Raw genomic sequence first — 20,499 nt, 5'->3', positions numbered from 1 at the left:
TAAAACCTTAACTATCTAATAAATGAGATAAAGCCGGATCAACGACTATACGATTTTCCATGGCTGTACGCCCTAATAACATTCTAAACTTCATGGTTGCCCGACTCGTTAAAGTAACTTCTATAGGCCAACTATGGGGCCCTGCATGCAATGTTGTTTCTATAAAGTACCGTAACTCTTTTTGCCCACTTGAGCTGGTTACCGCCTTAATTTTTTTAACCTTTGCAGTGCAAGCAACCTGAGTGTGTTCGTCATCTTGCAATGGTTGGACTATAAATTTTACCCACTTTTCTTCGCCTTCTTCGTACTCTTCAATGTTAATTGCATGAATACATGAAGTGCGGGCGCCAGTATCAACTTTTGCTTTTATCTTTTCGATGCCAAGCTCGGGTAAACTTAACCACTCACGCCAACCAACAGTTAACTTTGCTGTCATAAATGTGCCCTTAATAAAAAAGTGACTTATACGCTACGGCGCAAAAAACACCAGCGAAATAAATTTATCTAGTCGATGAGTAAATTAAATTGATCTTTTATAGGAACTAATCACACAATGCGCGCCTTGCTGTTTAGTGCCTTATTTAGCAATTAAAGCCTGCATATAGGTTTTACCTTAACGCTAACTAATTAAAAGTTAAGGTAAGTTTGTAAAGCACTATGCAGATACACTATAGTTAACTGTATTAAAAATACACTATTATATGAGTTTAAAATATGATTAATGGTTTACTGCATGCACTGGTGCTTGATGAAAAAGGCGGCGCGCACGCCATAGAAAACACCCGCGATTTAAATAACTGGCACCCTAGCCAAGGTAAACTGTGGATACATATGGACTACAGCCAAAGCGAGGCAGTAACGTGGCTTAAAAGCCAGGCTCACCTTACCGACTTTGAGCTTGATTCGCTTATTGCTGATGAAACTCGCCCTCGCTTAACACCTAGCACCAATGGCCATATGCTGTTTTTGCGTGGTGTAAATTTAAACCCAGCGCAAAGCCCTGAGGACATGGTGTCAATTCGTTTATTTATTAGCGAATCTGTGGTTATCACAACGCGCAAACGTCGCTTACTTTCGATTCAAGATATATTAGCAGAGCTTAATGCTGGCCACGGCCCATGCTCAATATCAGAGTTGGTCGGCTCTATTACGCAAAAACTGACATCACGCATGCAAAGTGTCATTGATACGCTTGATGAAACCCTTGATGAATTTGAAGAAGAAATAGACGAGCCAAGTAAAAAGTTTGATAACCAAGGTTTATCTCAACTGCGCCGTCAAACTATTGCCTTAAAGCGTTACTTAAAACCGCAAAAGGAAGCGTTAAGTTTAATGGTAAATAACCATTACCCCTGGCTTTTAGATGAAGATAAAGCAAAGCTAAACGAAACCACTAACTTACTTATTCGTTATTTAGAAGAGCTAGATAGCGCCATAGAGCGTGCGCAAATTATTCAGCAAACCATTACTAACCAGGTGTCTGAGCAATTAAATCAACGCATGTATGTAATGTCGGTTGTGGCTGCGCTTTTTTTACCACTGGGCTTTTTAACGGGCCTTTTAGGGGTAAATGTAGGTGGCATACCTGGTACCGAAAACCCTTATGCATTTAGTGCATTTGTGATTTTTTTAATTGTGCTTACTGGCGGTATTGGCGTGTACTTTAAAAATAAAAAATGGTTATAAAATAAAGTTTTTTTATTATGGCCACTCAATTGAGTGGCCATAATAAGTCACTAATTAATTAGTTTCGCGCGTATAACTCACATTGGTCATCGTCACTTTTGACTCTGTAATGCCTAAATCCTCAAAACAGTTTTTAAACGAGTTAGAGTTTCCGGCCTCACCACATTTATCTAATGTGTATGGGTCTTGCGATTGCAGGTAGTTACCAAACTTAAAGTATGACTGCGAATCATCCTCTACTGGTATACCGAACGAGTTACCGAATGCCGTAACCTCTACATCGCCGTAGTTATTAACTACCCGCAAGTTAAATGTCTCACCGCTGGTCATTGTACCCAAAGCAAATTTTTCTTCATTACCGCTGGTATTACGTAAACGTACGTACACATCAAAAATTCCGTTGTTCGCTACGCTATCATTAAAGCCCGATTCATCAGTATCCGACACATACACTTTAGATATAGTCCCGGTATCGCTAGCATGGTGCTGCGATATAATTGTTTTTCCGCCATCAGACATCTCAACTTTTACCGTAGCTTCGAACACTTCATAGGTTTGAGTCATAGCAACGCGTAAACTTTCTTTAACCTTATACTCATGACGCCAGCCATTACCATTAGGCGTAATATGTTGTGCCTCTAACGGCACAAACACTAAGGTGCTATCGTCAACGAGAGGATTTGGGTTATCACCTTCTAAATCAAAAATGCTACCACTGGTTATGCTGCTAGGAATTGTTGAACCATTTGAGTTATCGCTGCCGCCATCTGAGCCACCATCATTACTGCCGCTGCCCTCAACCAAGGCAAAATTATCAAACCTTACATCGCTGGTGTTGTTGTAATGTTTAGCAAAAACCTGAAGTGAATTGGTGTTTGCTGAGGTAAATGTTTTTGTTACTTTAGTCCACGAAGAAACATTAAAGGTTTGGTTTTTAAATAAACCATTTAAATCGTTTACACCAATTTGCCCTTTACCCAGCACATAAGCACTTAGGGTGTATTCAGTGTTAGGCTGTATATCTACCACTTGATAAACCCGTGCTGGACTGCCCTGAATCTTTAACGATTTTGAGCCACTGTAAGCATCTGAAGAAATAGCGGCTGGGTCGGTTTCGTTCCAGTTACTAAAGCCACTTTCAAAGCCTGCATTATTAATTGTTGCAGCATGAGATAGCGCTGAACTTGTCGCAATTGCGCTGTAAAAAAACAGTTTTTTATGGTTAATCATTATCTTTATTCCTTTAAACCTGAATATAAAAATAACCTAACTACCTAGTTTTGTGTCAGTCACTAAAACTTAGATCACCCTGTGTAAACAGGTTTCTATTTTTGTGTATGAATAGATTTGGCAAGAACACCCGGGTTACAAAAATCAATCTAAAACCTTTAAATTGGCCTTACCAATATTAATGCCATATGGCGAGCTAAAGGCTATATTTTTTGTTACCAATATGTCAACAGAGAATGTAATAGCAAATAAGTATTAGTTTTATTAAATATTGTATTTACAACTTGTAAATAGTTATAACTATTCAACAAGTTATATATTAGGGACAGATTGGCAATAAATAAAAATATTTTTTCAATTTAATGAATAAGTAGTACGTCGAAATAAGCCCTATTACCAATAGGAATATGAACAAGCTTAACTTTTAATGAATATATTAAGGAGAATTAAGTTTTTTATATGAAAGATAATAATTGGTTATAACAAAAATAAAATTGGTAACACGAAAAGTATTAAATTTTTGCCGTTAAATAAGGCAAAATAAAGGGGGTATTAATGCGCCACTACACTGAAAATGAATTAATATCTGAAAATAGGCTGCGGTTTAAAGAGTCATATTTACTCTGTGCACAAAAAAAGCGAGCATATATAAATGCTCGCCTTTATCAACTAGCTAACGCCTTACTCTTGAAAGTAAGTGCCCCAACCGTCGTATTCAACGTCACACTCAACAGCTAGCGCTGCAAGTTTATCAACGTCTTCCATTATAACTTCAACGTCTAGCTCAGCTTCGACTACAATATCAAAGCTCCAAATTTTGCTGCCATCTTCTAGCTCAAGCTCTGCCGGTTCTTCAACATCGTAGCCTAATTTAAAGGCAGCCAGTGCCGCTTGCTCTAATTTGCTAAAATCTTCGCATACAAAATGATGCTCAACTTCATAAAGTATTTCAGGATCAGAGCCATCTTCAAGTAGTGAACTTACGATGTCTTCACTTATTTCACGCCAGTTTTCCATTATTTATCTCTCGCTTGAGCATCTAATTCAGTTATTTTAGCAGCCATAATACTATGCACTTGGGTGGCCTGTTCACGGGCACTCACTTTTTTATCAAGTGATATAGGCGCTAACATTTCAATGTAAATTGTACCATTATCCCAGCGGTTTAGCTTAATAGTTTTATCAGTTGTGCTCATACATACCGGCACTATGGGTACATCTGCGCTTAAAGCGGTGTGAAATGCGCCGGTTTTAAATGGCAGTAAACCGCGGCCATAGCTTCTTGTACCTTCGGGAAATACCCAAATAGATAGGCCTTTTTGTTTAATTTTTTCAGCGGCTTTTGAAATTGTACCTGCCGCTTTTGAGCGATTAGCTCTATCAATCAATATGTTGCCCGACAACCAGTAAAGTTGTCCAAAAAATGGGATCCACTTTAAGCTTTTTTTGCCTAAGCTAACGCAGTTTTCAGGCACCATAGCCGATACAGTAAATAAATCGTAATTGTTTTGATGGTTTGATAGGTAAACCGCAGGGCCAATATTGAGCGCATCAGGGTGGCGTTTAAGGACAAGTTTAACCCCTAACATTTTAGCCATTGAGCCAAACCAGCCAGCTATCACATGCACATTATTAGGGTGAAACGGTCTCACAATCGACAGTAACAACCCAAACACGCAGCTGAAAAATATAAACAGCACCATAATTAAAATACGTATAACAGCTAACAAACTTCTCTCCAAAATGTGTGTGCAATGCGCTATAAGCCGCGCATATTTCACTATTATAACGTGATTTTATGACGATCACGAGACAATAGCGAACAGCTGTAAGCTGAAAAATACAGCATAAACAAAAACGGCCTGCAAAAGCAGGCCGTTAGAGGTGTATATTTCGGGTTTATTCTTCGACTAATGTGTCATCACTTTGCTCATCTGCCGGCGTAAATTCCACCACAGCTTCATCAACACGCTGTAAGCCTCGCGGTAACTTATTACCTCTACGCCCGCGCTCACCATGATAATGCTCCAAGTCGCTCGGTTTAAGCGTTAGCTTTCGTTTACCAGCATGAAGGGTAACGCTACTGCCTTGTGGTACCACCGCCAGCACTTTGACAAACTCTTCACGTGCTTGCACTTTAGCCCCTGGAATAGAGATAATTTTATTACCTTTACCTTTACCCAGTTTTGGTAAGTCGCGCAGTGGGAATAACAGCATGCGCCCTTCGTTCGAAATGGCCATGCAGTAATCGGTTGCTACATCGTTTACTCTGATTGGTGAGAGTAAAATTCCGCCCTTAGGCACGCTCACCAAGGCTTTACCGTTTTTATTTTTACTTACTAAATCTTTAAAGTCAGTAATAAAGCCATAACCCGCGTCAGAGGCCATAAGTAGCACTTGATTGTCTTCACCCATTACCACGTGCTCAAAATTAGCTCCAGTGGTGAGGTTAAAGCGCCCTGTCATCGGCTCGCCTTGGCTACGTGCCGATGGCAAGCTGTGTGCATCGGTTGCAAATGCACGCCCTGCTGAGTCTAAAAATACCGCAGGCTGATTACTCTTACCCTTAGCGGAGGCTTTGTATTCATCGCCAGCACGGTAATTAAGCCCTTCTACATCAATGTCATGGCCTTTACCAACACGTGCCCAGCCTTTATCAGAAAGCACGACTGTTACCGACTCTGAAGGAATTAAATCTTTTTCACTCAGTGCTTTAGCTTCTACGCGCTCAATAACAGGTGAGCGGCGATCGTCGCCATACATGTCGGCCGCTTCTTGAATTTCTTTTTTAAGAAGCGTTGACATACGACGGTCTGAGCCAAGCGTTAGCTCTAACTTGTCACGTTCTTTGGCCAGTTCATCTTGCTCGCCACGTATTTTAAATTCTTCTAGTTTTGCTAAATGACGAAGTTTTAATTCTAAAATGGCTTCGGCTTGAGTATCGGTTAAATCAAAGCGCTCCATCAATACAGGTTTTGGTTTATCTTCTGTGCGAATAATTTCAATTACTTCATCAATATTTAAAAAGGCAGCAAGTAAACCTTCTAAAATATGTAATCGTGCCAGTACTTTATCTAAACGGTGCTGTAAGCGCCTACGTACTGTTTCGCGTCTAAACGTTAGCCACTCAGATAAAATACTGCGTAGGTCTTTTACTTGTGGGCGGCCATCAAGGCCTAACATGTTTAAGTTTACACGGTAGTTTTTTTCAAGGTCGGTGGTGGCAAATAAGTGCGCCATTAACGGCTCAGCTTTAATGCGGTTTGAACGCGGTACAATCACAATACGGGTTGGATTTTCGTGATCAGACTCATCTCGTAAATCAGCGACCATTGGCAGCTTTTTAGCATTCATTTGCGCTGCGATTTGCTCAAGCACCTTAGCCCCTGAACACTGATGCGGTAGCGCAGTAATAACAATATCGCCATGCTCTTCAGTATACACCGCACGCATTTTAATTGAGCCTCGGCCGGTTTTGTATATTTTATGAATATCGGCTTTTGGGGTAATTATTTCAGCGTCGGTTGGATAATCAGGTGCGTGTACAAGCTCAAGTAACTCATCAAGCTCGGTTTTAGGCTTATCAAGTAATAAACAACAGGCACTGGCTACTTCACGCACATTATGTGGTGGAATATCGGTTGCCATACCTACTGCAATACCCGTTACGCCATTTAACAAAATATGCGGTAAGCGCGCCGGTAACACTAATGGCTCGTCCATAGTGCCGTCAAAGTTTGGCGTCCAATCAACGGTGCCTTGCCCTAGCTCTTTAAGTAATACCTCAGAGAACTTTGATAAGCGTGCTTCGGTATAACGCATTGCCGCAAACGATTTAGGGTCATCTGCTGCCCCCCAGTTACCTTGCCCATCGACTAATGGGTAACGGTAAGAAAACGGCTGTGCCATTAATACCATAGCCTCGTAACAGGCACTGTCGCCATGCGGGTGGTATTTACCTAATACATCACCTACCGTACGAGCCGATTTTTTATATTTAGCAGCGGCCGATAAACCCAGCTCACTCATAGCATAAATAATACGACGTTGAACCGGTTTTAAACCATCACCAACATGCGGTAATGCACGGTCCATAATTACGTACATAGAGTAATTTAAGTAGGCGTCTTCAGTAAAACGCCCCATTGTTTGTTGTTCAATTCCTTGCATTAGCAAGGTATCTGTATCACTCATTAAAGCTTACCTAGTTTTTCTTATAGCTTACGCGGTAGATCACGTTTGCGTAATCGTCGCTTATTAGCAGACTGCCGTCATTTAATTGTGCAAATGCAACTGGGCGTCCAAAGGTTGTTTCGTTATGCATAAAGCCGGTAATAAATGGCGTGTATTTAGTAATACGCCCTTGCTCTACATTGGCTACAGCCACTTTATAACCTGATTTTTTAGTACGATTCCACGAGCCATGTTCAGCAACAAATAGCTGCTCTTTGTAAGAGCCCGGGAACTGTTTACCGGTATAAAAATGAATACCAAGGGGCGCAACGTGAGCACCTAGCGCAAGCGCTGGCGGGCTGTAGTCACTAATGTTTTTACCTTTACCAAACTCAGGATCTGCAATGGCACCGGCGTGAACGTAAGGAAAACCAAAGTGCTCGTTTTCTTTACTTACGCGGTTAATTTCATCAGGTGGAATATCATCACCCATCATGTCGCGGCCATTATCACTAAACCATAATGCTTGCGTGCTTGGATGAAAGTCAAACCCCACTGAGTTGCGTACCCCTTGGGCTATTGTTTTAATTTGTTTGGTTTCTACATCAAGTGCAAAAATACGCCCGTAACGCTCATCTTCGGCGCATATATTACACGGAACACCAACCGGAATAATAAGCTCTCCGGTGGGTGCAAAGCGTAAAAACTTCCACCCGTGGTGACGATCCGATGGCAACGCGTTGTAAACCACGTCAAATTTAGGGTCTTTTAACTGCGTGTCTACGTTTTTAAAGCGAATAATACGGTGTACTTCACCTACGTATAAATCGCCATCTTTAATTGCTAATCCCGAGGGCATATTTAACCCCTCAGCAATCACCATTTTTTTATCTGCTACGCCATCACTGTTATGATCGATTAACGCATACACATTTCCTGCTTTGCGAGAACCTGCGTAAACAATGCCTTTTTTTGATACTGCTATTTGGCGTGCATTTTCAACATCATCAGCAAATAAGCTTACCTCAAACCCAGGTGCTACGGTGAGTTTATCTAGTATGTCTTTTGCCATTGCTGGTGCTGTTGTTAAGCCAAGCAATAATAAACTTCCTAGTATTTTATTCATTTGCCTCTCCAAGTGTTAAACACAAGCTTATTATACCTGTGCTTTATTACCGTGATCTTCTAGCCACTGGCGTCTGTCTGACGAGCGTTTTTTAGCAAGTAGCATATCCATCATTTCTAATGTTTGCTCTTCTTCATCTAGCGTAAGTTGCACTAAGCGGCGAGTATTTGGGTCCATTGTCGTTTCGCGCAGCTGCAGCGGGTTCATTTCGCCCAGCCCTTTAAATCGTTGCACGTTTACTTTACCGCGTTTTTTCTCTGCTTCTATGCGGGCCAAAATACCTGTTTTTTCATCTTCATCGAGGGCGTAATACACCTCTTTACCAATGTCGATTCTAAACAGTGGTGGCATAGCCACGTATACATGCCCTGTTTTAACCAGTTGCGGAAAATGACGCACAAACAAAGCACACAATAAGGTGGCAATGTGTAGTCCATCCGAGTCAGCATCGGCCAATATACAAATTTTATTATAACGCAGGCCGGTTAAATCAGTTGAGTCTGGGTCAATACCCAGCGCCACCGAAATATCATGCACCTCTTGCGAGGCTAATATTTGCCCTGATTCAACTTCCCACGTATTCAAAATTTTACCGCGCAGTGGCATTATTGCCTGAAACTCACGATCGCGTGCCTGCTTAGCCGAGCCACCTGCTGAGTCACCCTCTACCAAAAATAGTTCTGTACGGTCGTTATCGGCTGCGCTACAGTCGGTTAGTTTACCGGGTAACGCAGGGCCTGAGGTAACGCGTTTACGCACTACTTTTTTCGCCGCTCGCAATCGGCGCTGTGCATTTGAAATACACAGTTCTGCAAGCAATTCTGCAGTGTCTGTGTGCTCGTTTAACCATAAGCTAAATGAGTCTTTAACCACACCCGATACAAACGCTGCACATGAGCGAGAAGAAAGCTTTTCTTTGGTTTGGCCGGCAAATTGTGGGTCTTGCATTTTTACCGATAACACATAGCTACAGCGCTCCCAAATATCATCTGGGGTAAGCTTTACGCCACGCGGTAATAAGTTTCTAAATTCACAAAATTCGCGCATTGCTTCAAGTAAGCCTTGGCGCAAACCATTTACGTGTGTACCACCTTGTGCGGTAGGAATAAGGTTTACATAGCTCTCAGCAATCGACTCACCGCCCTCAGGTTGCCATACAACAGCCCAATCAGCCCCTTCAATCGAGCTTGAAAACTCGCCTACAAATGGGTCTTTTGGCAGTACTTCAAAGCCTTTAACAGCTTCAATTAAGTAGTCCTTTAAACCTGTTTCGTAAAACCATTCTTGAGTTTCTTTAGTTTGCTTATTAACAAACTTAATGCGCAAGCCTGGGCATAAAACCGCTTTAGCTTTTAATAGGTGGTTTAATTTAGTAATTGAAAAGTTAGCTGAGTCAAAGTAACTCGCATCGGGCCAAAATCGAACGGTAGTACCGGTGTTGCGCTTACCAACAGTGCCAATGACATCTAAGTCTTCAACTTTATCGCCGTTTTCAAAGGCCATTCTAAATTGTTGAGCGTCGCGCCTTACCGTTACTTCAACACGGTGCGATAACGCATTTACAACCGAAATACCTACCCCGTGTAAACCGCCCGAAAACTGATAGTTTTTGTTAGAGAATTTACCACCTGCATGCAGCTTGGTAAAAATCAGCTCCACCCCAGGAATACCTTCCTCAGGGTGAATATCTATAGGCATACCACGGCCATCGTCTATAACTTCAAGAGAGTTATCTTCGTGTAAGATCACATCAATTTTAGTGGCATGGCCCGCCATGGCTTCATCGACACTGTTATCGATAACCTCTTGGCCTAAATGGTTTGGACGTACCGTGTCGGTATACATACCAGGGCGGCGTTTTACCGGCTCTAATCCATTGAGAACCTCAATGGCTTCGGCGTTATAATTTTGCTGACTCATAATTTTTATCTTTATATGCGCTTAGGCTAATTTGTTTTAGGTAATTTAAGAAACTCTACAATACTATCTAAGGTGCGTTCAAAACCAACAAAGCTGTGATCGCCACCAAACTCAACTAACTGTTTGCATTGTGAAAAATAATTTACTGCGTGTTGATAATTTAACACTTCATCTCCCGTTTGCTGCAACAAATAGAGCAGTTCGGGAGATGTTAATTTAGGCACATACAATGCTTTTAAAGCATCCATGTGGCTGGTATTTAACTCATAATGATAATCTTGATAAGGATTATAATTGTGGCCAATAAGCGGCGCTAATAAGTTAAACGGTGCTACTGCTGGGTTTATTAAAGCTGCTCGCAGGTTATAACGCTGCGACAAGTAGGTGGCATAAAACCCACCTAGTGAGCTCCCAAGTAACGCGGTATCTGGCGTTAATAAATGCTCAAGCTGTAAAATAGCTTGTAAGGGCTCGTGATTTAAACGCGGTACGCAATAGTCAACGTCATAGTTTGCCATAAGCTCGCCAAAGCGCACAGCTTTATATGATTTTTCAGAACTATTAAAGCCATGAATATAAATTACGCGTTTAACCATACAACATCCGTTTTAACTGTTAAAGCATTGTCCTGTGTAGTTAAATGCAACATTCGATAAGCGGGGCCGTGGTTTTCTTGCTGCCATTGCGGGCAATTTTTTGTAAATTGCACCGAACTGGCGGGCGTTGCATAAATACTCAGCTCTCTAAAAGTTTGCGTATAGTGATTATGCACATGACCGTGCAGCAACGCCGCTACATTAGCACTATTAACTAACACGTTTAATAATTGCGGGCCGTTTTCAAGCATGTGTTTATCAAGATAGCCATTAATAGCAAGCGGGTTGTGATGACAAAACACCACATGCTGTGATTGCGAACTTGCTAAACAATCCGCGATTTCATTTAAGTGCTCACTAGACACCCACCCTGCAGGTGTAGGGCCTTTTGAGTTTATAAGTAGCAGCTCAAATCCTTGTGCGATAATGCGTTTAGCCGACACTATTTGCCCACCACTGATGCGATTAAGCATGGTAATCTCATCATGATTGCCTGGTACCCAAAATACTGGGCAGGTCAAATCAGCGTTATTAATAAGCTCAGCAAATAATAAATAAGATTCAAAACTATGATCTTGTGTTAAATCACCACCAAATATAACCGCATCTAATGACTGCGTGGCCATGTGCGCTAATGCGTGTGCAAAATGCGCGGCGGTGTTTACGTTAAAGTACTCAGCGTTAGGGTCGGCAAATAAATGGCTATCGGTTATATGCGCAACACGCAGCGATGAGCGGTTAAAGTGATAATGCTCATCAAACCAAGCCATTGTTTATATCCCAGTTTAGTACTGCTCGGCCATGCTCTACACAGGCTACTAACCAGTCATATAAAAATGCATTAAGTTGATACTTTTCATCTTTTTGGTGCATTTTAGGATTTGGATAACCATAAGATGGCTTTATCCGTTGATGATAATCGTGGTGAATAATTTCAGCCACTTTTGCATCTTGATAAAGCCTGACTGTTAAATACAAAGGAGAAACGCCTTTAACCATCCCTGTTAGCTGTTTGATAGAAATATCCAGTGTGTACTTAGCACTATCGTCAATGATAATGGCAAATTCACTATGACCTAATTTAACTTTACGCACACTATTAGCGCTGCGCTCTTTAGGTAATAGTTTTGAAAGACGTACGTAATTATGCTCGCAAAGCGTCATGTACTTTGGGAGGCTCTGAATATATCGTTGGGTTGCTAAAAGTGCTGTCAAAGTACCGCCGTATTAAAAAGTTAAAATTATGTCCACTTACTGCTTATTTTTTCACGATTTAACGCCAACCACTGTAAACAGATTACCGTTGCCGCGTTATCTATTTCACCGTTATTGAGGCGCGAAAGCGCATCATCAAGGCTTAATATATGGGTTTTAATGTCTTCACCTTCGCTTTCAAGGCCATATACACCACTTTGTACTTGGCTTAAATCTGCCCGCGCTAGGTATAAATGTAAGCGCTCAGTGGTACCGCCCGGACTTGAAAGGTAAGAGAGCATAAATTCAAGATCAGTAAGCTCAAGCCCAGCCTCTTCATAGGCTTCTTTTTTTACCACCCCTTCGTAATCGGTACTGCCATCGGTCATACCGGCAATACATTCTAGCAGCCAGGGCGAGTGTTTGCTGTTAATAGCGCCAATACGTATTTGCTCTATTAAAAGTACACTTTGCGTAGTTACATCATAAGGTAGAACAGCGATTGCATCGCCCCGCTCTAGTATTTCGCGCTTTATAAGTTGCGATGTACCACCATTAAACAGGCTATGCTCAAACTCATACATATCCACCTTAAAAAAGCCATTATACAGACTTTTAACTGCTTTTAAGCTCACATCTTTATGTGTAAATTGAACCAAGCTTTTATCTGCCATATTATACATCCCGCTTATTTAAACGATTAAAGTTTGTTAATATATTCTGTTACATTTGAACATACAGTTTTACTAATTTCTTTTTTAGTTATTTAGCAAAACACGTTACCATGCTTTTAGTACAAAATTTGTCTAAGGACTGAACCTAACATGAAAAAGAACATCCTTGCAGCGCTCGTTAGTTTGTCGTGCGCATTAGGCACAACCACAGCAAGTGCTGAAGATTTAATGCAAGTTTTTGAAATTGCTACTGCTAACGATCCCACTGTTTTAAAAGCAAAAGCCCAAGCAGATGCGCAATCTTACGAAAGCGATTTAGCAATGAGTGCATTACTGCCGCAAATTGGCGTAAGCATGGGCTATGAAAAAAGCGATTCTACCTCTTTTCAAAGCGTCGGTGATTTAGCTGACCAAGTTAAAATAAACAGCGATACCGACCAATTCACGCGTGGTGTTAGTTTAAGCCAAACCTTATTCGACTTAGGCGCATGGAATACACTCGATATTGCCGAAAAACAAGCGCTGCAAGCCAATGCGCAATACGATAACGCAAAACAAAACTTAATTGTGCGCGTTGCTGAAGGCTATTTTAACGTATTAAGCGCCATTGATAACCTTGAATTTGTGCAAGCCGAAAAGCGTGCCATTGAACGCCAGTTAGAGCAAACCAAACAGCGCTACGCAGTTGGCCTTACAGCAATTACAGATGTTCACGAAGCGCAAGCACAATACGATAACTCAGTAGCACAAGAAATTATTGCCAGTAATGCCGTTGAAACCGCACGCGAGCAACTGCGTGAAATAACCGGTAAGTACCACGCAAAACTTGATTTTTTAAACACCGAAACATTTTCAACAGTAAAACCGGTTAAAAAATCGACTGACTTTGTAAAAGTAGCTGAGAACAATAATATCAGCTTACAAGTGGCTAAAGTCACGGTTGATATTGCTAAAGATCAGATCACGCTTGCTAAAGCTGGCCACTACCCAAAGCTAACACTTGATGCCAGCTACGGTGATTCTTTAACTGACCAAAATATAAATGGTTTAAGCTTTAACGACCAACCACGTGCCGACTCAACATCGGTTGCCGTTAATTTAAGTGTTCCTCTGTACACAGGCGGCGCAACCGTAGCTGCAACTAAACAAGCCCGTGCGTTTTATGTTTCAGCCAGCCAAGATTACGAAACAAATTACCGCGCCGTAACGCGTACCGTTATTACCTCATACAACCAGGTTGTATCAGACATCGCGACTTACAAAGCCCTAGAGCAAGCCGTGGTATCAGCGCAAAGTGCGCTTAAAGCAACAGAAGCTGGCTTTGAAGTAGGCACGCGTACTATTGTTGATGTGCTTGTAAGCACGCAAAACCTGTACGATGCAAAACGTAACCTAGCTGATGTACGCTATCGTTACGTGTTATCTACGCTTCGCTTAAAGCAAGCTGCAGGTACACTAACAAGTGCCGATTTACTGGGTATTAACCAAGGCTTAAAAAAAGCCTAATAAGTTAAAAAGTAGCGTTTAAAGCCAGCCATTGCTGGCTTTTTGTATTTTATAACACTAAGCGTTAAACTAGCGTTTTTATTTTAGAGAGTATTTTGTGGTCACCTCATCTCCTTTTAAAGCCTCGTTTTTAGGCCCTCGTTATTGGCTAACGTGGATTGGCGTTTTCTTTTTGTATTTGATTTCGTGGTTGCCACAAAAAATTCAGCTTAGCTTAGGTAAGTTATTGGGGCGCTTAGTACATAAATTTATGAAACGTCGTCGCCATATTGCCGAGGTTAATATAAAGCTGTGTTTTCCTGATATGAGCGAAGCCGAGCAACAACAGCTTGTGCTAAAAAACATGGAAAACACCGGAATTGCCATGGTGGAAACTGGCATGGCCTGGTGGTGGCCGCAGTGGCGCGTTAAAAAAGCGTATGGCTCTATTAAAGGATTAGAGCACTTTGAGCGCGTGCAGGCTCAAGGTAAAGGCGTATTGCTATTGGTGCCGCATATTTTACATTTAGAAATGGCGAGTCGTGTTATGGGCACTAAATGCCAAGGGCTGGGGTTTTACCGCCCACACAACAATGCACTCATGGAATACTTTACAACCAATGGCCGTCTTCGTTCTAACGAGTATTTAATTGGACGAAAAGACGTAAAAGGCTTGTTAAAGTCACTAAAAAATAAAAAGGTGTGTTATTACCTACCCGACCAAGACTACGGCCGTAACCGCTGTGAATTTGTGCCTTTTTACGCAGTACCAGATACAGCCACAACTACAGGCACATTACTTTTTGCAGCAAGTAAACACTGCGAAACCATGAGCCTAATTAGTCGTCGTGATGAGCACGGTAAATACCATTTAGAAATAGTACCTGAGCTTGAAAATTTCCCAAGCGGCGATGATAAAGCAGATGTAACACGTGTAAATCAGCGCGTTGAGCAATCAATTAACGCTGCGCCTGAGCAATACATGTGGCTGCACCGCCGTTTTAAAACACGCCCTGACAAAAATACCCCTTCTTTTTATAAAAAGTAGTGGTATAAATAAATAATGATAATAAATGAGCATGAGTTATGTGGTTTTGGGTTAAGCATTTAATACTAGCAGTTGCATTAATCTTACTAGCTACCTATGTGTTAGTTGGTACGGGTCCATTGTTTGACATAAAAGAGAGTAAAAACGCAGCTGCCGAGGGGCTTTCTCGCTTTTATTCGTCTATCCGTAACCAAGTTAAATCCGATAGGGAGCGCGATAAGTTTGTACTACAACTTAAAAAGCCCGAGCAAACACTTGATCGTGTTTTAGCAGAGCGCGGCAGAGCCGTTGACCCGATGCCTGCTAGCTGGACAGGAACAAGTGCACCAAGACGCTTTGAAAACGGCTCAACGTTAAAAGACGTACTTAACCAATACGCTAAAAGCGAAGGTATTCAATTATATTGGTATTTGAGTAAAGACTACGTTGTAAAAGATCATTTTAGGGTTGATAGCAGTTTTACCTCAGCGCTTTATCAAGTTGGCCGCGCAATTAATGATGACTTTGAATACGAAGTGTATACCTACCTTTGCCACAAACAGCGCGCAGCGGTGATCACTGAATTACCTTCTGAATTTGTGCGCAGCAATTGTTTAAAGCTTAATACTTAGCAGCGTAAATAAACCAACCCCATACATAATAAAAACCCAAGCCTGTGCTTGGGTTTTTAGTGTTTATGTTTCGAGGGCGTGTTGAACTTTGATGGTTGAATTTGCAGCAGCATGTTTGGTTTTTAGGCAAGACAGAGCCTATGAAGTGTGGTTATTCCACATAAATAGGCGATAACGCAGCATAAATGCCAAACATGCGCTGCCCTTCGGGTTCTGCCTAGGGGCGATAAACTCTTTGTTGCCTACATGGATGTAGGTAAGGGGCGTGAGCAGGACGCGGAAGCCTTGATCGGTTTTTACTTATTCTTACAGGGATGTAAGTCATTAGAATAACGCAGGAGCAGTTATCGAGCCCACTAGGTTACAAACCTCGCGCCGCGATTTAATCGTCCCTAGATTGAACAAATTTCAATCCGCAAAGATCAACACGCCCTAGTTCAAATATTGTATTCCAGCATGCCGTTACACTTTCTATATCGGTTTGATACTCCTTACGCGACACCAAGCGACCTTGCTGATTTAGGCTTAAAACGTGGTAACGTGAGCGATAATCAATATACGCCTGGATTAACTGCTGCTTTTGGGTTTTAGTGATACAACCAATCGCGGCAGCGTCTGTGAGTATTCTTACATTATCGGAAAACACCGTTAGCTGGCTAAACTGATTTGCGTTTTTGAGCACTAGGTATTGAGTTATAAATTCAATGTCGGTCATGGCGCCTACATCTTGTTTTAAATCAAATTGCTCAGAGTTTCCCTTAGCTAAGTGCGTGCGCATTTTTTCGCGCATTTTAAGCACATCCTGTTTGAGTGTATCTACATCCCGTGGGGCACATAATATCTCTTTACGAATTTGTGCAAAGCGCGCTCTTAGCTCATCTTGGCCTAATATAACGCGGGCGCGCACAAGCGCTTGGTGCTCCCAAGTCCATGCTTGGGTTTGCTGATAATGATTAAAGCTCTCTAAGTTAATAGCCAATAAACCAGAGGCGCCTTCAGGGCGCAGGCGTGTATCAAGCTCATACAATATGCCCGAGGCAGTACGGGTATTAAATAAATGCATTAAGCGCTGTGCAAGTTTTAAATAAAACTGTCGTGAGGTAATCGATTTATCGCCATTGGTACTGCTATTACCGTCGTGATTATGCACAAACACAAGGTCTAAGTCGGAGTCGTAGCCTACTTCAAAGCCGCCCGTTTTACCGTAGGCAATAACGGCAAAGCCTTTGTGTTCATCATCTGTGTTTGGTGGCATGCCAAAGCGCTTAACCGTGTTATACCACGCTATATTAACGGCTTGGTCTACCACAGCCTCGGCAAGAGCCGTTAAGTGATCGCTTACTTTCATAACATCAATCACACCAGTTGCATCGGCAGCCGCAATACGTAATTGATGTGTTTGCTTAAACTGCCTAAGCGCTTCCATTTGTAGCTCTAGGTCGTCGTGTTCTATACGCAAAAAATATTGTCGTATTTCATCTTTATAGGCGCTCAACGGCGTAGGTTTGTAAAGCGCAGCAGGGTCTATTAGCTCATCAAGCAAAATAGGATAACGGGAAATATGCTCCCCTATCCATTTACTATGGCAACATAATAAAACAAGCTGCTTTAGCGCACCTTGGTTTTCGTAAAGCAATTCAAGGTAAGCAGTACGCGATACAATTTTATTTAAAATTTGGCATACCAAGGTAAATGTTTCACCGCTGGCATTAAAGTCACTGAGCTGTTTGAGCAATAAAGGCATTAGTTTGTCGAGAATATCTCGCCCACGATTACCTATATTTACCTTACTCAAACGTTTTTTAAAATCATGAAGTGGCACTTGCCATTGCTCTTTTATATCGTTTAAAAAGCTAACATCACCATGATCCCAAGCACTTATAAACGCACCTTCGCAGGTATCAAGGGGAACGGTTTCCTCCCCTATCACCAATAAAAATTCATCGTGAATTTTGGCCATGACCTGCTCAATATCGCTCATGGTATGGTTAAAACTTTCAGACTCGAGTAAGTAATTTAAGCGCTCTTGATTGAGCTCATCATCGGGCAGGGTTTGTGTTTGTTGATCGTCAAACATTTGCAAGTATTGCTCTACTTTACGTAAGTGTAAGTAGTTGCGCTTTAGCTCATTCGCTTCTTGCTCATCCATCGCTTGGTTTAACGTTAACTGCTCTAAGGCGTACAGTAACGATTGGGTTTGTAAGTTAGCTTCTCGCCCACCACGGACCATTTGCAAAGCTTGTACAATAAATTCAACCTCGCGAATGCCACCAGCACCTAGTTTTATATTGTTGGTCAGGCGTTTTCGGCGAACCTCTTGGGCTATCATAAGCTTCATTTTCCTCAGTGATTCAATCACAGAAAAATCAATATATCGACGATAAACAAAGGGCTTTAAAAGCTGTATAAATTCATCCCAATATTGATTGGGTGTGCCAATTAGCCGCCCTTTTAACATGGCGTAACGTTCCCAATCGCGCCCTTGCTCTTGGTAGTAATCTTCTATGGCGTGAAAGCTCATCACTAAAGGCCCACTTTCACCAAATGGACGCAAGCGCATATCAACCCTAAATACTTGGCCATCACCGGTTACTTGATTAAGTGCATTAATCAGTTTTTGCGCAACTTTGGTGTAAAACACTTGGGCTTCAATACGTTTACGCCCACCTTGGGTCGGTACATTGCGCGGGTAGGCAAAAATTAAATCTATATCTGATGAATAATTAAGCTCGTGGCCGCCCAATTTACCCATGCCTAAAACCATTAAAGGCAAAGAGTTACCTTGCTCATCTAAAGGTTCCCCTGCTGTTTTTGCCGTTTGCGCATGTGCCCATCTATTTGCGCTATTAATTAGCATATCAGCTAATAGGCTTATGTATTTTATGCTGTCACTGATTGGGTTATCGCAACACAAATCGAGGTACGCTACTTTTAACCAGTATTTTTCTCGGTACTGTCTTAAAATCTTATTGCACTGGTTTTCATCTACTTGCTGCAAGTCAAGACCGTCGAATGGCGCGGGCACGTCTCGGCTAAATTGCTCATCTGGGTTTATTAACCAGTCTTTTAATTGAGGTTGCGACTCTAAACTACGAAAAGCAAAGTCGCTCAAAGCACATAATTTTACAACTTCTTCTTGTATAGGTTGCTGCGGATACAGCTGTGCAAAGCGTGTTGAGCCAAGTTTTTGTAATTGAATAGGAAGTTGCATTTTGTTACTCATCAATCCTCTCTTTTATATATGCGCTAACCATACTAGAATAACTAAAACCAAGAAAGGTTATCTCTACTTAGGATCAGCATGTCATATTTATCATTATCTAACACTAGTTTAGTTGCGATTGCCATTAGTTTTGCGGTTATATGCATTACTATTTTTAGTCTTAGAATTGTTGCTCAAATAAAAGCAAAACAGGCACTTAAAGACGAACTAGCGCAGCATGATAATTTTGCAATGGGGATTAGTTTCGCCTCAGAAATTACCGTGGTTATTGCCACTATGGCGTTTTTATTTGATGAAATAAGTATGAGTACGGCACAACATAATCCATTAAAAGTGGTTATTTTAATTGTTCTATTATTTACATTTATAAAAGTCGGACATTTAATTCATAGAAAATGGATATTACACAGATTTAATGAAGAAGCTGCTATATTAAAGCAAAATGTATGCGCTGCATTGGTTGATTCTGGTATGTTATTAGCCAACTGTATTATTGCACTTGGCTTGTATACCTGGACTCATGCACAAGGGTTTAGTAACTTACTTATTGCTTTTGTTAGCTTTTTTACGCTACAAGGGATGTTTGCGCTAGATAGCAAAATCCGTGAATACCGCTTCGCTAAAGCAAACCAAGGTGCGTCACTGCAAAGTAACTTTAACCTTGAAAACACCTCTATTGGCATTAGATACGCAGGAAAATCAATAGGTTTAGCCCTAGCCGTGTATGCAGGATTATCTAGTGCGGCCTTTCAAAATGGAAAAATGGTCGAAAATATATTTACACTGGTAATGCATTGCGGTGTAATGTGGGTGTTATTATATTGTTTAAGTTTTGTAATAAAAGCAATTTCATTACCCAATATTGATGCCGCTTTAGAGGTCGACCATCAGGACAATATAGGCATAGCATGCATTGAGTTTGCTGTTTTTTGTGCTATAGGCTATTTACTTATTAGCATGTTTTCACTTTAACGCCACGCTATTAAATAAGTCGCCAAGCGCCCCGTATTTAGTTAACTGGCATAACACATTTGCATAAAGCAACGGGGCCCTATGTCATTTGAAGTAACTAACTATTTGTTAATTGATATAGATAACGAATTTAGTCGTACATTTGCCGAGTATTATTTTAAGCACGCGGCACCCAATACACCCAGCACCTTAATAGTTGCAGGCAGTAACACCCGTAAGCTGGTAAAAATGATGTTTGACGAACTCATTAAAGACTATTGCTATTGCGACCTAGAAAACGAAATTAGCGTATCTGAACTGGCCACTTACCTGCACGAGCACCACGATATTCAGGGCGTGCTATTTAATAATACCGACTATCTACTTGCCGACGACAAACAACGCTTTATATATAACTCCCTGCATGAAAAACGCTACGTAGTTAGCTTTGACGACAACGGCTATACATTTAATCGTATTACTGACGAAGGCTTTAAAAATCACTTATCGTGCGATACCGATATTGCCGAAACACCTAAAGATTTAATCGCACTTGCCAAGTCACTTAAACAAAAATAAATA

18 protein-coding genes are annotated in these 20,499 nt (G+C 41.3%); 6 read left to right on the top strand and 12 right to left on the bottom strand.

The genetic code is table 11. The features are described from left to right. Positions 1–7 precede the first annotated feature (7 nt). Positions 8–436, bottom strand: coding sequence for an ATP-dependent zinc protease family protein (locus tag PSH54_RS04360; RefSeq protein ID WP_273605574.1), 429 nt, complete (start codon positions 434–436; stop codon positions 8–10). A gap of 278 nt (positions 437–714) precedes the next feature. On the opposite strand from PSH54_RS04360, the gene PSH54_RS04355 reads away from it, so the two are divergent. Further along, on the top strand, positions 715–1,686 hold the full coding sequence (locus tag PSH54_RS04355) for a zinc transporter ZntB (RefSeq protein WP_029772374.1): 972 nt from the start codon (positions 715–717) through the stop codon (positions 1,684–1,686). A 54-nt stretch (positions 1,687–1,740) separates the two neighbouring features. Here the strand turns inward: PSH54_RS04355 and PSH54_RS04350 are convergent, their stop codons facing one another. The 10 genes from PSH54_RS04350 to PSH54_RS04305 form a co-directional block, all read right to left on the bottom strand. After that, on the bottom strand, positions 1,741–2,916 hold the full coding sequence (locus tag PSH54_RS04350) for a polysaccharide lyase family 7 protein (RefSeq protein WP_004587971.1): 1,176 nt from the start codon (positions 2,914–2,916) through the stop codon (positions 1,741–1,743). A 681-nt stretch (positions 2,917–3,597) separates the two neighbouring features. Continuing rightward, positions 3,598–3,933, bottom strand: a complete 336-nt coding sequence (rraB, locus tag PSH54_RS04345; RefSeq protein ID WP_004587970.1) for a ribonuclease E inhibitor RraB — start codon at positions 3,931–3,933, stop codon at positions 3,598–3,600. After that, positions 3,933–4,646: a 1-acylglycerol-3-phosphate O-acyltransferase gene (locus tag PSH54_RS04340; protein WP_024031555.1), complete on the bottom strand. Its 714-nt coding sequence runs from the start codon at positions 4,644–4,646 to the stop codon at positions 3,933–3,935. Before PSH54_RS04340 ends, rraB begins: the two co-directional genes overlap by 1 nt. Before the next feature lie 169 nt (positions 4,647–4,815). After that, positions 4,816–7,110 (bottom strand): DNA topoisomerase IV subunit A, encoded by a 2,295-nt coding sequence (gene parC / locus PSH54_RS04335; protein WP_024031554.1) that lies wholly within the window; start codon positions 7,108–7,110, stop codon positions 4,816–4,818. A 10-nt stretch (positions 7,111–7,120) separates the two neighbouring features. Beyond that, a complete protein-coding gene (locus PSH54_RS04330) occupies positions 7,121–8,215 on the bottom strand; it encodes a PQQ-dependent sugar dehydrogenase (protein WP_024031553.1) in 1,095 nt (364 codons plus the stop codon). A gap of 30 nt (positions 8,216–8,245) precedes the next feature. After that, on the bottom strand, positions 8,246–10,135 hold the full coding sequence (parE, locus tag PSH54_RS04325; protein WP_273605573.1) for a DNA topoisomerase IV subunit B: 1,890 nt from the start codon (positions 10,133–10,135) through the stop codon (positions 8,246–8,248). Between the two features lie 26 nt (positions 10,136–10,161). After that, on the bottom strand, positions 10,162–10,731 hold the full coding sequence (locus PSH54_RS04320; protein ID WP_004587965.1) for a YqiA/YcfP family alpha/beta fold hydrolase: 570 nt from the start codon (positions 10,729–10,731) through the stop codon (positions 10,162–10,164). Beyond that, a complete protein-coding gene (locus PSH54_RS04315; protein ID WP_273605572.1) occupies positions 10,716–11,501 on the bottom strand; it encodes a metallophosphoesterase in 786 nt (261 codons plus the stop codon). Before PSH54_RS04315 ends, PSH54_RS04320 begins: the two co-directional genes overlap by 16 nt. Next, positions 11,488–11,946 (bottom strand): DUF1249 domain-containing protein, encoded by a 459-nt coding sequence (locus PSH54_RS04310; protein ID WP_024031550.1) that lies wholly within the window; start codon positions 11,944–11,946, stop codon positions 11,488–11,490. The genes PSH54_RS04315 and PSH54_RS04310 overlap by 14 nt, the downstream gene beginning before the upstream one ends. A gap of 26 nt (positions 11,947–11,972) precedes the next feature. Then, positions 11,973–12,599 (bottom strand): NUDIX domain-containing protein, encoded by a 627-nt coding sequence (locus PSH54_RS04305; RefSeq protein WP_004587962.1) that lies wholly within the window; start codon positions 12,597–12,599, stop codon positions 11,973–11,975. A 150-nt stretch (positions 12,600–12,749) separates the two neighbouring features. On the opposite strand from PSH54_RS04305, the gene tolC reads away from it, so the two are divergent. From tolC to PSH54_RS04290, 3 genes are all read left to right on the top strand, one after another. Beyond that, positions 12,750–14,105, top strand: coding sequence for an outer membrane channel protein TolC (tolC, locus tag PSH54_RS04300; RefSeq protein ID WP_029772380.1), 1,356 nt, complete (start codon positions 12,750–12,752; stop codon positions 14,103–14,105). A 97-nt stretch (positions 14,106–14,202) separates the two neighbouring features. After that, complete coding sequence (gene lpxL / locus PSH54_RS04295) at positions 14,203–15,132, top strand: LpxL/LpxP family Kdo(2)-lipid IV(A) lauroyl/palmitoleoyl acyltransferase (RefSeq protein WP_054983765.1); 930 nt, start codon at positions 14,203–14,205, stop codon at positions 15,130–15,132. Positions 15,133–15,170: 38 nt separating this feature from the next. After that, positions 15,171–15,743, top strand: a complete 573-nt coding sequence (locus PSH54_RS04290) for a toxin co-regulated pilus biosynthesis Q family protein (RefSeq protein ID WP_024031547.1) — start codon at positions 15,171–15,173, stop codon at positions 15,741–15,743. Positions 15,744–16,125: 382 nt separating this feature from the next. Here PSH54_RS04290 and glnE read toward each other — a convergent pair whose 3' ends face one another. After that, complete coding sequence (gene glnE, locus PSH54_RS04285) at positions 16,126–18,966, bottom strand: bifunctional [glutamate--ammonia ligase]-adenylyl-L-tyrosine phosphorylase/[glutamate--ammonia-ligase] adenylyltransferase (RefSeq protein WP_273605571.1); 2,841 nt, start codon at positions 18,964–18,966, stop codon at positions 16,126–16,128. 78 nt (positions 18,967–19,044) lie between these two features. Between glnE and PSH54_RS04280 the strand changes: the two genes are divergently transcribed. Next, positions 19,045–19,938 carry a DUF350 domain-containing protein gene (locus PSH54_RS04280; RefSeq protein WP_004586847.1) on the top strand — a complete coding sequence of 298 codons (894 nt, stop codon included), beginning with the start codon at positions 19,045–19,047 and terminating at the stop codon, positions 19,936–19,938. An 81-nt stretch (positions 19,939–20,019) separates the two neighbouring features. Next, positions 20,020–20,496 (top strand): hypothetical protein, encoded by a 477-nt coding sequence (locus PSH54_RS04275; RefSeq protein WP_004586846.1) that lies wholly within the window; start codon positions 20,020–20,022, stop codon positions 20,494–20,496. Positions 20,497–20,499 lie beyond the last annotated feature (3 nt).

The sequence above is a fragment of the Pseudoalteromonas sp. Angola-30 genome, from assembly GCF_028599215.1.
Classification (GTDB): domain Bacteria; phylum Pseudomonadota; class Gammaproteobacteria; order Enterobacterales; family Alteromonadaceae; genus Pseudoalteromonas; species Pseudoalteromonas atlantica.
Note: the sequence above shows the minus strand (reverse complement) of the source record. Positions and strands in the feature narration are given on the sequence as shown.